Source organism: Geminicoccus sp., assembly GCF_036263595.1.
Taxonomy (GTDB): domain Bacteria; phylum Pseudomonadota; class Alphaproteobacteria; order Geminicoccales; family Geminicoccaceae; genus Geminicoccus.
Window position 1 is genome coordinate 1 of the sequence record NZ_DATAGQ010000185.1, and the last position, 14,142, is coordinate 14,142.

The 14,142-nt window shown below is 64.2% G+C and carries 13 protein-coding genes, 1 tRNA gene and 3 pseudogenes; 10 read left to right on the forward strand and 7 right to left on the reverse strand.

Annotation, left to right across the window (positions count from 1 at the left end; genetic code table 11):
- From VHL31_RS19770 to VHL31_RS19780, 3 pseudogenes are all read right to left on the reverse strand, one after another.
- Positions 1–520, reverse strand: a pseudogene (locus VHL31_RS19770) (hypothetical protein); the annotation flags it as partial.
- A gap of 59 nt (positions 521–579) precedes the next feature.
- Positions 580–1,228 (reverse strand): annotated as a pseudogene (locus VHL31_RS19775) (cbb3-type cytochrome c oxidase subunit I); the annotation flags it as partial.
- Between the two features lie 6 nt (positions 1,229–1,234).
- Positions 1,235–2,054, reverse strand: a pseudogene (locus VHL31_RS19780) (IS5 family transposase); the annotation flags it as partial.
- Positions 2,055–2,138: 84 nt separating this feature from the next.
- Between VHL31_RS19780 and VHL31_RS19785 the strand changes: the two are divergent.
- Complete coding sequence (locus VHL31_RS19785; RefSeq protein ID WP_329662963.1) at positions 2,139–2,531, forward strand: hypothetical protein; 393 nt, start codon at positions 2,139–2,141, stop codon at positions 2,529–2,531.
- A gap of 91 nt (positions 2,532–2,622) precedes the next feature.
- On the opposite strand, the gene VHL31_RS19790 is transcribed toward VHL31_RS19785, so the two are convergent.
- The 4 genes from VHL31_RS19790 to VHL31_RS19805 form a co-directional block, all read right to left on the reverse strand.
- Positions 2,623–5,001, reverse strand: a complete 2,379-nt coding sequence (locus VHL31_RS19790) for a heavy metal translocating P-type ATPase (protein WP_329662964.1) — start codon at positions 4,999–5,001, stop codon at positions 2,623–2,625.
- A gap of 125 nt (positions 5,002–5,126) precedes the next feature.
- Positions 5,127–5,699 (reverse strand): CopM family metallochaperone, encoded by a 573-nt coding sequence (gene copM, locus VHL31_RS19795; RefSeq protein ID WP_329662965.1) that lies wholly within the window; start codon positions 5,697–5,699, stop codon positions 5,127–5,129.
- 123 nt (positions 5,700–5,822) lie between these two features.
- Positions 5,823–6,212, reverse strand: a complete 390-nt coding sequence (locus VHL31_RS19800) for a hypothetical protein (RefSeq protein ID WP_329662966.1) — start codon at positions 6,210–6,212, stop codon at positions 5,823–5,825.
- Positions 6,213–6,511: 299 nt separating this feature from the next.
- A tRNA-OTHER gene (locus VHL31_RS19805) sits at positions 6,512–6,600 on the reverse strand.
- A gap of 94 nt (positions 6,601–6,694) precedes the next feature.
- Here VHL31_RS19805 and VHL31_RS19810 point away from each other — a divergent pair.
- The 9 genes from VHL31_RS19810 (at position 6,695) to VHL31_RS19850 (ending at position 14,132) form a co-directional block, all read left to right on the forward strand.
- Complete coding sequence (locus tag VHL31_RS19810) at positions 6,695–8,005, forward strand: tyrosine-type recombinase/integrase (RefSeq protein ID WP_329662967.1); 1,311 nt, start codon at positions 6,695–6,697, stop codon at positions 8,003–8,005.
- A 315-nt stretch (positions 8,006–8,320) separates the two neighbouring features.
- Positions 8,321–8,914 (forward strand): hypothetical protein, encoded by a 594-nt coding sequence (locus VHL31_RS19815; RefSeq protein ID WP_329662968.1) that lies wholly within the window; start codon positions 8,321–8,323, stop codon positions 8,912–8,914.
- A gap of 113 nt (positions 8,915–9,027) precedes the next feature.
- Positions 9,028–9,231 (forward strand): helix-turn-helix domain-containing protein, encoded by a 204-nt coding sequence (locus VHL31_RS19820; protein ID WP_329662969.1) that lies wholly within the window; start codon positions 9,028–9,030, stop codon positions 9,229–9,231.
- Between the two features lie 19 nt (positions 9,232–9,250).
- Complete coding sequence (locus VHL31_RS19825; RefSeq protein ID WP_329662970.1) at positions 9,251–9,445, forward strand: hypothetical protein; 195 nt, start codon at positions 9,251–9,253, stop codon at positions 9,443–9,445.
- Complete coding sequence (locus tag VHL31_RS19830; RefSeq protein ID WP_329662971.1) at positions 9,429–10,514, forward strand: hypothetical protein; 1,086 nt, start codon at positions 9,429–9,431, stop codon at positions 10,512–10,514. The genes VHL31_RS19825 and VHL31_RS19830 overlap by 17 nt, the downstream gene beginning before the upstream one ends.
- The gene (locus VHL31_RS19835) at positions 10,511–12,451 is read left to right on the forward strand and encodes a hypothetical protein (RefSeq protein WP_329662972.1); all 1,941 of its coding nucleotides are present in this window, start codon (positions 10,511–10,513) and stop codon (positions 12,449–12,451) included. The genes VHL31_RS19830 and VHL31_RS19835 overlap by 4 nt, the downstream gene beginning before the upstream one ends.
- 224 nt (positions 12,452–12,675) lie before the next feature.
- Entirely contained in the window at positions 12,676–12,867 is a 192-nt protein-coding gene (locus tag VHL31_RS19840; RefSeq protein WP_329662973.1) for a hypothetical protein, read from the forward strand.
- A 309-nt stretch (positions 12,868–13,176) separates the two neighbouring features.
- Complete coding sequence (locus tag VHL31_RS19845; protein WP_329662974.1) at positions 13,177–13,509, forward strand: phage terminase small subunit P27 family; 333 nt, start codon at positions 13,177–13,179, stop codon at positions 13,507–13,509.
- 8 nt (positions 13,510–13,517) lie between these two features.
- Complete coding sequence (locus VHL31_RS19850) at positions 13,518–14,132, forward strand: hypothetical protein (RefSeq protein WP_329662975.1); 615 nt, start codon at positions 13,518–13,520, stop codon at positions 14,130–14,132.
- The last annotated feature ends 10 nt before the right edge of the window (positions 14,133–14,142 follow it).

Consider the following 14,142-nt stretch of genomic DNA (forward strand, 5'->3'; position numbering starts at 1 on the left):
CAGCAGACCTACAACCGGAGCTGGATCGTCGAGCGGCACGGCTACCGGACACCCGCCCAGGTTCGAGCCGGCCAGCTTGGTCAGATGCACATGGCCGCGTGAGCGCACATCGGTGTCTCATCATTGTGGACCGGTACAACAGGTAGAGATTCATGAACAGCTGCTCGACTGGACCTGAGAAGCGAGGAGGATTGCTCAGGATCGGGAGCAGGCCTTCCGTGTACTCCGCGTGGTATTCGTAAGCCTTCAAGCCCAGGAAAGTGAGGCCTAGGGCCGCCGCAGCGGCAAGCAAATGCGCCGATCTGCGAGCATGCGCATGCCGGGCGGACTTGATCGCAGCGGCTGCGGCGAAGCTGGAGATGAGCAGCACGACCGTGTTGGCGGCGCTGATCCACATGTGCAGCCGCGCTGACGCCGCGACGATTTCCTCGGGATGCAGGAAGCGGTAGATGACGATCACGATGCACAGGCCGCCGAACAGCATGATCTCCGTCGCAAGAAACAGGTTCATGCCCATCATGTCGGTCTCGTGCTGCTGGCCGGCTTCCTGATAGGGCTCGTGAACCTCGACGCACTCGGTCATGCCTCCTTGTCCCGCTCGACGTGATAATCGTAGGGTGGGCCTGCCACCGGAGTTTCCGTGAAGTTGTGCTTGAGAGGCGGCGAGGGCACCGTCAACTCGAGGCCGACAACCTGTCACGGGTTGGAGCCCGCCGGCTTGCCGTAGCGTATCGACCAGAACAGGTAGACGAAGGGCAGCAGATAGGCGACGCCGAGGATGGCAGCGCCCAGTGACGATATGACGTGCAGCACCTGGAACTCGGGTGGATAGACGTGGTAGCGCCGCGGCCTCCGAGATAGCTCAGAATGAACTGCGGGAAGAAGGTCAGGTTGAAGCCCGGGAAGATGAAGATGGCGGACAGCCGCCCCCAGACCACCGCGTAGGTCCGCCCGATCATCTTCGGCCACCAGAAGTGCAGTGCGCCGAAGAAGGCGGACACGGAGCCGCCGACCATGATGAAGTGGAAGTGCGCCACGACGAAATAGGTGTCGTGCACGTGCACGTCGATCGCCAGCATCGCCAGCACGAGCCCCGTCAGGCCGCCTACCACGAAGAGGCCGATGAAGCCCATGGTGATCAGAAAGAGGGGGGCAGCGAGATGTGGCCCTTATAGAGGGTGGCGGTCCAGTTGTAGACCTTGGTGCCGGACGGCACCGCGACGGCTAGGACCCGTTAGTTCTTGAGCCAATCGAGGGTGGCAGCGAGGCAGAGCACGCCCATGAAGGAACTGGCGGTCTTCTCGTAGCGGGTAGCAATGGCGCGCCACTCCTTGAGCCTGGCCCACAAGCGCTCCACCCGGTTGCGACTGTTGTAGATCCAGCCGGGACAAGCGACCGGTGCTTCATGCCGCTGCGGTGGAATCGCCGGTCGTGCGCCCAGGTTCCAGATGCGCTCGCGGAAGGCATGGCTGGTATAGCCGTGATCCGCCACGACCCAGCGTGGCACGGCCGGCAGACGGGCAAGCAGGGCAATGGCCTGCGGCAGTTCGTGGGCCTGTCCGGGTGCCAAGCGGAAGGCGATGGCGCGGCCAGAGCCATCCGCGATCACGCAGGCTTTCGTTCCATCGGCCTATGGCCGATCCCACGGAGTGATGTCGGCAGAGCCGACAGGGCCGCCACGAGATCGGCCAAGAGCTTCACCCTCAGCGCATCGGGTTCCGCTGCCCCTTTTTGAGCGGCACCGGCCGCCTTTTGGTGTGCCCGGATGTTGGTGCCGTCCAGGAAAGTCATGCCCAGCTGCACGCCCCGTTCCTGCGCCATCGTCAGCAGCCGTTCCCACGCCCCCAGTCGTCCCCATCAGCCGTCAGCAGACGGCTGATCCGATCTCCAGGGGAGCGGCGGCCAGCAGGCCGCCGAGGGCGGATGAAGGTCTGCGCCGCCATCCACCAGGGCCCGAACTCACTCGGCAGGCTGCGCCACTTTGCCCCGTTCTGGCTGCGCCAGATGCTCGAGCCTGCCCTACCGCGTCCTCGACGAGGAGGAAGACGAGAACGGCCGCTTTGGCGTGGATGGCCTCTACAACTTCAACAGCGAAGGCATTTATATGCCCGCCCCTGGCGCTTGCCGGCGAACTGACGGTGCCGTTCGACCAGGACGACGAGCGGGTCGAGACCGAGCTCAAGTTCATCGCCACGAAGAGTCTGGGCGGCTTCGTGCCGCGCCGCCTGCACCTCAACGTCTCCTGGGTGCACGCCTACGATGCCGAGGACGACGAACGTGCCGACTGGTATCGGGCAGCGCTGGGCTACAGTCAGCCGATCAGCTCCAATCTTCTGTTCGTCGGCGACATCGCACGTGAGCAGAACCTGGAAGAGGGCGATGATACTAACTTCGTGGAAGCCGGGCTGCGCTACCAGCTGACACCGCTGGCCGCGATCACTGCCGGGGGTGGTATCGGCGTTGGCGACGGCAGCCCGGATGCACGGATCACCGTCGGGTTCCAGTATGCCTTGCCTTGGTTGAATCGGTGAGGCCGGCGTTGGTGGCGTCGCTGCACCTCGTCGGGTCGAGCCGGTAGCCATTTCCTGGAGCAGACGTCCGTCTGAGGCGGGGAGACCCGCCTCAGATCCGGATCGTTCGCAGCCGGAGCGCGTTCAGGATCACAGAGACCGAGCTCAGCGCCATGGCCGCAGCGGCGATGATCGGGCTGAGCAGCACGCCCGTGAACGGATAGAGGAGGCCCGCTGCCACGGGCACGCCAAGCGCATTGTAGATGAAGGCGAAGAACAGGTTCTGGCGGATGTTGTTCATGGTGGCGGCGCTGAGCTTTCGCGCCCGGGCGATGGCGGCGAGGTCGCCCTTTACCAGGGTCACGCCGGCGCTCTCCATGGCAACATCAGTGCCGGTGCCCATGGCGATGCCGACGTCGGCGGCAGCGAGTGCTGGCGCATCGTTGACACCATCGCCCGCCATCGCCACGACGCGCCCCTGGTCCCGGAGGCGCTGGACAACTGCACTTTTCTGCTCGGGCAGGACCTCCGCCTCGACCTCGTCGATGTGCAGCCGGCTGGCCACCGCCTCGGCGGTGGCGCGGTTGTCACCGGTCAGCATGACGATGTGGATGCCTTGAGTCCGTAAGCCTTCGAGGGCCGCGGGCGTACTAGCCTTCACCGGATCGGCCACCGCAATCAGTCCGATGATCTGGCCATCGACCGCGACGTGCATCACGGTGGCGCCTCCGCGGCGGAGCTCATCGGCCCGCGCACGTGCCGCACCGAGCTCGATTTGGCGCTCCTCCATCAGCGCTACATTGCCGAGCGCCACTTCGGTACCATCGACACGGCCGATGACTCCCTTGCCAGTGATCGACTGGAAGGCGTCGACGACACCCAGCCGGCTGCCTCGTTCCTCGGCGGCCTTCACGATAGCCGACGCGAGCGGGTGTTCGCTGGAGCGCTCGAGAGTGGCGGCAAAGCGCAGTACCTCTGCCTCGTCGCGATCGGCCAGCGGCACGACCGCGGTGACGGCAGGCTTGCCCTCGGTCAGCGTCCCGGTCTTGTCGACGATGATCGTGTTGACCTTCTCCATCCGCTCCAGCGCCTCGGCGTTCTTGATCAGGACACCGAGGCCGGCACCACGGCCGACGCCCACCATGATCGACATGGGCGTGGCTAGGCCCAGAGCGCATGGGCAGGCGATGATGAGCACGGACACAGCTGCGACCAAGCCGTAGGCGAAGGCTGGCTCCGGCCCGAAGGCCATCCAGGCCACGAACGCCAGGATTGCCACGACGATCACGGCCGGCACGAACCAGCCGGCAACCTGATCGGCCAGCCGCTGGATCGGCGCGCGCGAGCGTTGAGCGTCGGCCACCATCTGCACGATGCGGGCCAGCATGGTCTCGCGGCCGACCTTGTCGGCTCGCATCACGAAGCCGCCGCGGCCGTTCAGCGTGCCGCCGATCACCTTGCTTTCCGGCACCTTCTCGACCGGCAGGCTCTCGCCTGTGACCATGCTCTCGTCGACAGCACTGGTTCCCTCCAGCACCTGGCCGTCCACCGGAACACGGTCGCCTGGGCGGACCCGCAGTCGGTCGCCAGGCAGGACCTGGTCGAGCGTCACTTCCTCATCGGTGCCGTCCACGCGCAGCCGACGAGCTGTCTTGGGCGCTAGGTCCAGGAGCGCACGAATGGCGCCGCTGGTCTGCTCGCGCGCGCGCAGCTCCAGAATCTGGCCGAGCAGGACCAGGACGGTGATCACCGCTGCCGCCTCGAAGTAGACCGCTACGGCTCCGCCTTCGAAGCGGAGGCTCGCGGGGAAGATCCAGGGTGCCGCCGTGCCGACGAGGCTGTAGACCCAGGCGACGCCGGTCCCGATGGCGATGAGCGTGAACATGTTGAGGCTGCGGCTCTTCAGCGAGGCCCAGCCGCGCTCGAAGAAAGGCCAGCCTGCCCAAAGCACCACCGGCGTGGCGAACAGGAGCTGCAGCCAATTGGAGGTCTGCTGGGCGACCAGCCTGTGCAGGCCGAAGAAGTGGCTGCCCATCTCGAGGATCACGACCGGCAGCGCCAGGATCAAGCCGATCCAGAAGCGCCGGGTCATGTCGACGAGCTCCGGGCTGGGACCAGCCTCGGCCGTCACTTCGACCGGCTCCAGCGCCATGCCGCAGATCGGGCAGCTTCCAGGACCGATCTGGCGGATCTCCGGATGCATGGGGCAGGTGTAGATCGCATCCGGCTTGGCAGCCGGCGCCGGCTGTCCCTGAAGGTAGCGGGCAGGCTCCGCCTCGAACTTCGTGCGGCAGCCGGCGCTGCAGAAGTAGTAGGTGCGCGCCGCGTGCGTGTGGCGGTGCTGTGTGGTGTGCGGATCCACCATCATCCCGCATACGGGGTCGGCGACCTTGTCTGGATCGGATGCGTGTTGATGGGAATGGTGGGGGCCGTGTGCAGCGTGCCCGCCTGCATGGCGGTATGCGCCGTCGTGGCTGGTTCCATGATCCATTGCCGGTCCCTCGTCTTTCCGTTGTCCGGCGGCGATCGAGCCTTGTGCCTTCGCAAGGTCGACGGCTGGGCGCAGCGGATGCTCCGACGCGCCCAGCCCCAACTGCCGCGGCTACAAGCCAGCGATTACTGCTGCGGCTGCTTGAGCAGCCACTGCTGTAGGAAGGCGATCTCCGGCTCCTGGGCCTTGATGATCGCCTCGGCGAGCTTGCGGATCTCCGGATCCTTGCCGAAGCTGAGAACCACCCGCGCCATGTCGACCGCCGCGATGTGATGGGCGATCATGCCTTTGGCAAACGCCATGTCAGGGTTGCTCCCAGGGACCACGGCCATGTCGCGGTGCATGCGCCGATTGATGGCATCGAAGGCGCCTTCAACCGGATCGAGCGGACCCGAGACATCCAAACCGGTATGGCCGTCCTCAGCACCGTCCATCCCAGCTTGGCCGGGTCGGCAGGCAGGCATCATTTCCATGCAGCGCTGCATCATGCCGGGGCTTTGACCCATCATGGCGCCAGGCGCCATGGGCATCGGCGCAACCTCCTCGGATCCGGTCACCGGTTGCTCGTGATGTTCGCCGTGTTCCTCTTCCTGTGCAGCAACGGTGCTGATGCCCAGGCCGCCAGCGAGTACTGCGGCGAGCAGCAAAGTCGTAGGACGCATCCCCTGTCTCCATCGTCGTGTCTGAAGGATCGACATTCACCAAGCGCCTATTGCGCCGGCACGGCTCCAGCCACTCTGATCAATCTGGGCAGTCATCGATGCTGCTCATGCAGCCGTTTCGACGCTGTCTGATTGGCTGGAGCCTGGCGTGCCGGACGGTCAGGCGGTGGCGATGGAGGGAGGATGCTGAGCTGGGGCCCGAACGAGACCAGCCAGGATCGGCTCGTCCGGGCGTGGCCAGGACTGCGGGAGAGGAGTGAGGTCGATGTCGCCTGCGACGGTCAAGATGCAGCAGGCATGCACCGCAGCCATGACGCAGCAGGAACTGGACGCCTGATCGTGTGGATCAGCCGGACAATCATCGGTACCATGGCAGATGGACATCTCGTGCGATGGCCCGGACGGCATCGTCTGGCCGGCATGGCCGGCATGGCCGGATACCGGAAAACCTGTCAGCACCAGCAGGACCATCGCCGCCAGCGCCAGCCATCGGCGGACATTCGCCAGGGCAGGCAGGGCCTGACGGTTGCTGCGATGGCGTCTGATCATTTGCCTCATGGTTTGGCCCAGGCTCCGCAGAGGAGATGATACCATCTGGTGGAGGCGATCAAGGTTCGATTGGCAGCAGTGCTTCCTTATCTGCCTGCCGGACTGGGTCGAGCAGGGCGTGGCTGGGACCCTGAGCTGCTATGGCTTTCCTGCGTGCGGTCGACTGGAGCGGTCCCGGCAGCCGTCGGTGCCCCTTTTGCGCCGAACAGTCGTGACAGTAGCCGCTGCCGTCCGGTGGCATCTCCACCCGACATGCTTAGGAGCATTGGGAAACCGGCATGCCAAGTATCTGAAAAGCTTGGCATCCCCAACGGGATTCGAACCCGTGTCGCCACCTTGAAAGGGTGGAAATAGAGGCATTTTGATGTCCACAAGCGTTCGTTGATATCCTTTGGTTTCTGACGTTCCTTAGGAAATTGTCCTCGATTGTCCCTGAATGCCCGTAGGAGTACATTTCCTAAGCATTCAGAACAGTGCCGGACATGCCGAAGCCGATCCCCCTGACCAGGATCTCCAGCAAGACAGAGCGGGCCAAGCTTGAGACGGCCCATGAGCCTTGGTGGTTCGGGGTCGCCCCTGGCCAGCATCTCGGCTACCGGCGACTGAAAGGCAGCGACTACGGCACCTGGTATGCACGCTGGCGTCCTACTGGCGGCAATGGTGGTTCGTACCGGAAGACGACGCTTGGCTTCGCCGACGATCAGCGCGAGGCAAACGGCATCGACATCCTCAGCTTCGCCCAGGCTCGCGCATCTGCGATCAAGTGGTGGGACCAGCTGGCCCGGAAGGCTGCTGGCCTTGAAGAAGAAGCCCCTCCTACGGTGCGCACTGTCGGCGATGCACTCGATGACTACCTGAGATGGTTCCGCCGCAGCCAGAAGTCTGTCACGGAGGCTAGGCGCGCCATCGAGCGCCACATTCGGCCGGCTCTTGGTCAGACCGACATGAACAGGCTGACTACGGCTAGGCTCAGGAACTGGCACCACGCTCTAGCCGAGGCGCCCGCTTTAGGACGATCAGGCAAGCCGAAGGCGCTCGCGACGGCCATCGAGCCGGAGGAACTGCAGCGTCGTCGGCAATCCACAGCAAATCGTCTGCTCACAACCTTGAAAGCTGCGCTCACTCATGCACACCGAGAGCATGGAGTCGGAGACCCGAGCATCTGGACACGGGTACAGGCGTTCAAGAGCGTAGAGGCAGCACGGCTCCGCTATCTGTCCCGCGATGAGGTCATCAGGCTTCTGAACGCTTGTCCGCCGGACTTTCGCCGCCTGGTACGTGCTGCGGTGGAGACCGGCTGCCGCTTTGGTGAACTCGCACGGGCGAGGGTTCGGGATGTCGATGTCACAGCCCGTACGCTGCTAGTGCCTGTGGCGAAGTCTGGCAGAGCTCGGCACGTGCCGCTCGACCGAGCGGCCTCAGCGTTCCTGCAGACGCTTGTGCAAGGCAGAGGAGGCGACGAACTCCTGCTACTTCGGTTTGATGGGCAGGCTTGGGGTGACAACCACCAGATCGCTCGGATGAGGCTCGCGTCGCAGCGGGCAGGGATCGTACCGGCAGTCAACTTCCACGCGCTCCGGCACACCTATGCCAGCGGGAGGATAATGGCGGGGGCGCCGCTTTTGGTAGTGGCCCAGGCATTGGGTCACACAGACACCAGGATGGTGGAGAGGCACTACGGCCACCTTGCTCCGGGGTTCGTGCGGCAGACGATCGATGAGACCGGTTTCGCGCTCGATGCGGAGCCGACCAATGTTGCGCCACTGAAGCCAGAGGCAACTGCAGTGGCGTGATCGTGCGCGCCCGGCGCTTCTGGGCAGATCGACCGGACGGAGCAACGGCCCTGGAAAGCTCGCTCCGCCCGGTCATGCTGGAGGATCAGCGGTATGACAGTTATCACGCTAGCTAGTTCGGTGCCACGCGATCAGACGGTGCTTAGGCGCCATAATGAGCAAGAAGTGTCTCATGCGTTCCGGACGAACCAGCCTAGCATAGCTGACAGAGTGAGGGAGCTTGCGTGGATGCTCCGAAGCAAGATGGAGGATCCGGAACGACCTTCGGCACCAACTCGCTCTGCTTGCCATGCACAGGTGCCTAAGAGGGTCAAGATGAAACGGAACGAAAAGAAGGGAACGATAGCTGATCGCTTTTTCAATCTGCGGCTGCTGTCAAGTGAAGTACGTGTCAAAGAAAGAACCGGTGAAATAGATGAGGAATTATCTCTGAAGCAGCAACGGGAAATTGATCTGGAGCTTGCTTATCTTCTTATTGAAGCACTCAAGCAAAGCAGAGACGGCAGCCGCAAGCTGCACCCCGCTATTGCAAATCATCTCGTCAATATCATTGAAGGTGGATTGGCGGGCAAGCTGCCATACAGCTGGCCTGAACCCAGTGGCGGACGGGATCAGTTTGAAGAGACTGCCGGACCAGAAGATGTCGCCGTGCTCTACAAGACTGCGGGAGAGAAACAGTTACTGTCTCAACGCAACTATGCTGCGTCGCTCTGTCACGAGTTTGGCATCTCGCGTAGGACTCTTCACTCCTGGGCGGCTGCGCGACCCGCATCGATAAGAGCGACCGGCGATGGCGGCTATATCCTCGCTTGTCATGGTTTAACGGTTTACGTTGGAACGCTTGACCTATTGCGCAGCACACTAGCCGATCTCCTTGCCAATGCCGTGTCGGCATATCTGAAGGTCTAGCCGTGCAGCGGTCAGGTCCCTGGCTGCTGCAGAATTGCCAGCGATAGAATCGTGTATTCTATAGCGTCCACCCGGACATCACGGGGCAGTCCTAAGCAGTAGAGGACCTGGACGTGAAAGAACCTTCCTCCCGCGCCGACCCTATCAGCGTTCGGATCCCTGATGCGGTTCGCATGACCGGGATCTCGCGCAGTGTGCTCTATGAGCTGATCAAGCAGAACCAGCTTGAGACCATCAAGATCGGCCGCGCAACGCTGATCCCCGTCGCCTCCTTGAAGGCGCTGATTTCCAAGAACGTCACCAAGTCTGCCGCCTGAGCGGCCGGAGACGAACGCCATGAACCTGAAGGAGAAGGGGCCGGGCCGCCACAGCCCGAGCCCCTACGAACGCCGCATGTCTGGTAGCACGGCTGTTCGAAACTCGCACCTGCTCGATCACCTCGCCTACCTCCAAGCCATCAACGCCGACATCCGCCGGGCTTTCCTCGCCTGGGCTGAGCTGGGAGGAGGGCGTGATGACGGATGCGCCTGAAGCCCTGCCTCCCACAGCCGTTGATCTCGCTGCTCCCGGCTTCGCGGATCCGGATGCAGTGGTGGTGCTGACCAGCCCGTCGCTGCGTCTCACGAAGATCCATACCCGACAGGCGGACGGAACGACCCGCACCGACCCCTATGAGGACGCTAGGCACTTTCGAGGCAGACTTGCGAAGGCAGTATCCATTGGAGCCCTGGCATCCCTTCTGGATCGCCTGAGGGACGACCAGAAAAGCGCGGTGATCCGTTCCGCCGTCCGTGCCGATGCCAACCGCGTCCACATGCGCCGTCTGCTGCACCCTGATCAGGATGACGCGGTCACGCTTATCGAAGTGCCGCGCCGGTGGGTCGCGCTGGACTTCGATGGGCTGGGCGCACCTGACAGATGGTGGCTCGATCTCTCCGGCACCTATGACCTGGTGGTGCGTCCGGCACTGCCGATCGAGTTCCGCCGCGCCACCTGCATCGTCCAGGCCAGCGGTTCGGCCGGCGTGAAGTCGGGCTTCCGTGGCCGGGTCTGGTTTCTCCTCGCGCAGGACCATTGCGGTGCTCAGCTGCGCCGCGTGTTCGCCAACGTGCCAGGCCTGGACCGGTCGACCCTCCATCCCGCCACGCTCATCTATACCGCGCGCCCGGTCTTCATCGGCATGGTTGATCCGGTGCCGGTGCGCTTGGCGATCATCCCGGGGGAGGCGGAACGGGTGGCGGTACGCGTGCCGCCGGAACCGCCTTGCCCAGTGGCGGCCCCGTTGCGTGCGCCGATTGACGGCACCTGGGGCCCGAAGCCGGCGTACAGCCGTGCTGCCCTGGATCATGCTTGCGAGCGCATCGAGCAGGCCGGCGATAAGCAGCAGCATCCGACCCTGTACCGCGAAGCTATGGGCATCGGCTCCCTGGTCGGCTCGGGGCATATGCCGCTCCTGAAGGCCAGGGCGGACCTGATCGAGGCCGGGCTTGCCATGAAGGCCTTTGGCCGCCCTTGGCGCCGAGAGGAAGTTGCCCGTCAGATCGACCGCGGGCTTGCCGCCGGCATGGATCGGCCGCGCGCGCCGGGAGGTGCGTCGTGACCGACTATGATGATGCGCACGACCTCGGCGCCGACGTTCTCGACGACTTGGATCCGGCCCTGCGGGCGAAGATCGAGGAGGCGCAACAGGCGGAGCGCCAGCGGGCGGAGAAGATGCGCGCTGCGGTTGGCTCCGATGATGAGGCGTTTACTACCGCCATCATGCAGCTCGCTGCTTTGCCGCCAGCCGACTACCAGCGCTCTCGCCGGGACAGCGCCAAGAAGCTTGGGATCACCTGCGGCTTCCTGGATGCCGTGATCCGCGCTGTGCGTATGGCTGGCGGAGAAGAGCAGACCAAGACGCACCAGCGCGAGCAGCTGATCGCGCTGGCCATGAAGCATGGCGAGTTCTGGCGCGATGACGCTGAAACGGGCTTTTGCTCTGTCAGCTATGAACAGGGACGGGTGGAGCACCATGCGGTCAAGAGCACCGGCTTCAAGCGCTGGCTGATCCACGCCTATGGCGACGCCCATACGATCAAGACCGAGCATGGGCCTCGTCCGGCTGCCCCTGGCACGCAAGCGCTGACCGAGGCGCTGGCTGCCATCGACGCCCTGGCCGGTCGTGGACCGCTGGACCGCCCCGCTATCCGCATCGGCGAGGCTCGGAAGCTGAATACACAGGGCGCGGAACTAGAAAGAGATAGGCAAGAAGCGTCATTAGCGTCATGCAGCGTCATGGCGGCCGTCTATCTCGACCTCGGTGACGCCTCCCATCGGGCCATCGAGATCGACCAGGGCGGCTGGCGGGTCGTTGCTGCCGCTCCTGTCCGGTTCCTCCGCTGTCCCGGCATGATGGCGCTGCCGATCCCGGTGCGAGGCGAGAGTGCTCTTGAGGCGCTGAAGAAGCTGATCGGGCAGAAGGGGGACATCTGGATCCTGTTGCTCGGTTGGCTGTTCGGCTGCTTTGCGCCGCGTGGTCCTTATCCGGTGCTCGCCATCACCGGCGAGCAGGGCTCGGGCAAGACCACGCTCGCCCGCGTGCTGCGCCGGCTGATCGACCCTAACAAGGTGGACCTCGGCACCAAGCCCAAGGACGAGCGCGATCTCGCGATCGCTGCCCGGAACTCCTGGGTGCTTGGCTTCGACAACATGTCGTCGATCGACCCGGACCTGTCGGACGCCATGTGCCGCCTGGCCACCGGCGGCGGGTTCCGCACCCGCCAGCTGTTCACCGATGACGGCGAGGTGCTGTTCTCTGCCAGCCGGCCGCAACTGCTGAACGCCATCCCGGATGTGGCTCGTGCACCGGACCTGCTGGATCGCGCGATCCTGCTGGAGCTGCACGCCCGGCCCGATACCGAACGGGAGTTCGAGGCCGACTTCTGGCGGAAGTTCGAGGCACTGGCTTCGGCAGTCCTGGCCGCACTGTTGGATGCGGTGACGGGCGCGCTGAAGCGGCTACCAACCACCGTGCTCAAGTCCAAGCCCCGAATGGCGGACTTCGCCCGCTGGGTGGAGGCTGGTGCACCAGACCTCGGGCTGAAGCCGGGGCAGTTCCTGAAAGCATATGAGCGCAACCGCCGCAATGCCGCCCGGATGGCGCTGGACGGCGACGTGCTGGTGCCAGTGCTTCGGACCTTCCTGGAGGGCAACAGCAACGCCTTCACTGGAACGGCTACCGAGCTGCTCAGCCGGCTCAACGCCAAGGTCGACCTGGACACCAAGCGCACCAAGGGATGGCCTGGTGCTCCGCATGCCCTGACTGGCCGGCTCAAGCGTCTGGCCCCGGCGCTGCGGCGCGACGGCATCATCGTCGAGACCGGCCGCGATATGCATGCCCGCGGGCTGTCGCTGAAGCTGGAGATACCCAAAGAGCCTGACGAACCGCTCGAGGTTGATGGTGATGAGCCTGCGGATGACGCTCATGACGCCAATGACGCTCCGTCCCAATCTCTTTCTGATCCCTCGCTGCATGTGTTTGAAGGTGAGCTATGATCGCCGCGCTGGCCCGCGCCCGAGCCGCAGGGGTGGCGGTTCGCCTTGAGCCGGGCGGCAGGATCCGTTGGGAAGCACCGCGACCAATCGGGCCCGATCTGCTGGCCGATCTTCGGGCTCGGCGGGAGGAGGTCCGTGCTGTGCTCACGGCGGCAGGAGGATCCGCGCCTGCGCCAGTGGATGGCGCAGATCCGCTTGCACGGGCTTCTGCACAAGGCTGGCGCGTGGAGCTGCGACCGAGCGGGCTGCTGGTCGATACCTGTGGAAAGCCAACCGATCCTGCGCTGATGGATGCTCTGCATGCTCTGGCGCGTGACCAGGAGACACCACCGTTGCCCGATCACCTGCTCGCCGATGAGGGTGAGATCGTGCTGCGGGACGAACTGGACGAGATCGAACAGGAGTTCCGCCCATGAACCGCCGCATCGTGGTCCGCACCCGCACGGGCTGGCGGGACATCCCGGTTGAACAGCGCCCCATCCTCACGCCTCGCCGGCGTCGTCGCATTGACGAGAGCGTGCCTGTCGAGCGCCTGGTGGAGCATGACGGCACGCCAATCAGCGTCGCCCCTAGCCCACCTCGTCACTTCCGGCTGGCGCGGGCGGCGGATGGCACTGCCGTTCGCCTCGATCAACAGGAGAGGGAGGGGGCTATCACATCTCTGCGACAGTAAAAAACTAAGGACCGCTGTCGGTCCACCACGCACACGAAACTAAGGAATCGCTTTGAAAAACTCACTAGGACCCCCAAAGCACCTATCTGCCGAAGCAAAGCGGTGGTGGACGAAGCTTTCTGAAGAGTATTCCATCCAAGATGATGGCGGTCTCCTGATTTTGCAAACTGCATTCGAAGCATTTGATCGAATGCGAGATGCGCAGCAACAGATCAAAAAGACTGGAGCGACTTTTGAGGATCGCTTTGGTCAGGTGAAGGCGCATCCATTACTCGCTACAGAGCGTGACGCTCGCGGGCAATTTCTTGCGGCGGTCAAGCAGCTCAACTTGGACATCGAGCCCTTGAACGACCGGCCGGGCCGTCCGCCCGGCTCGAAGATGTAGGAGAAGCCATGCCCACCAAGCGTGTCCGCAGGCGCCGAAACCGCGTCGAAAGCCTGAGTGCGTACCAGATCAGCTACCTGCTGGACTGCGCGCCGCCGGAGGTCCCGGAGTCGGATGTTTGGTGGCGCTATACGGAAGTAGGCTGTGACCGACCCGATTCGCCCTACCAAGCCCGATCCGCAGGCGCGCTTTGGCGGCAGTACCGCGATGAGCTGATGGCCTTGTGGCTACAGGATCATCCCGGTTGTCGCCCGCAGGTCTGGTGGGACACCGATGCCCCGCGGCAGCCGCTCGGCCGGTTCCCCAGGTACTGGTATGACGGGCAGTTGCCAGAGCCCCGCCTCCAGTTGGGCGGCGTTGGAACGGTTCGGGCCGACGTCCTGGCAGAGAGCCATTGCTACTCGCTAGGCATTCCGTGCCGGTGGGTCGTCAGGCGTGATCTCGACACCTTCCCGAGCCTGCGCGGCCGGGCCCAGCCGTTGGATCCGGCCGATCCGCCCGTCTTCGAGGCTCAGGCTCATTATCTCGACCGGTACGGACTGTTCCTGCCGGGTGAGCGGGAGCGCCTGAGCCCGGAGGACTGGGCACCGGAGGTCCTGGATCTGGAAGCGGTCGATGATTGAGCCAGATCCG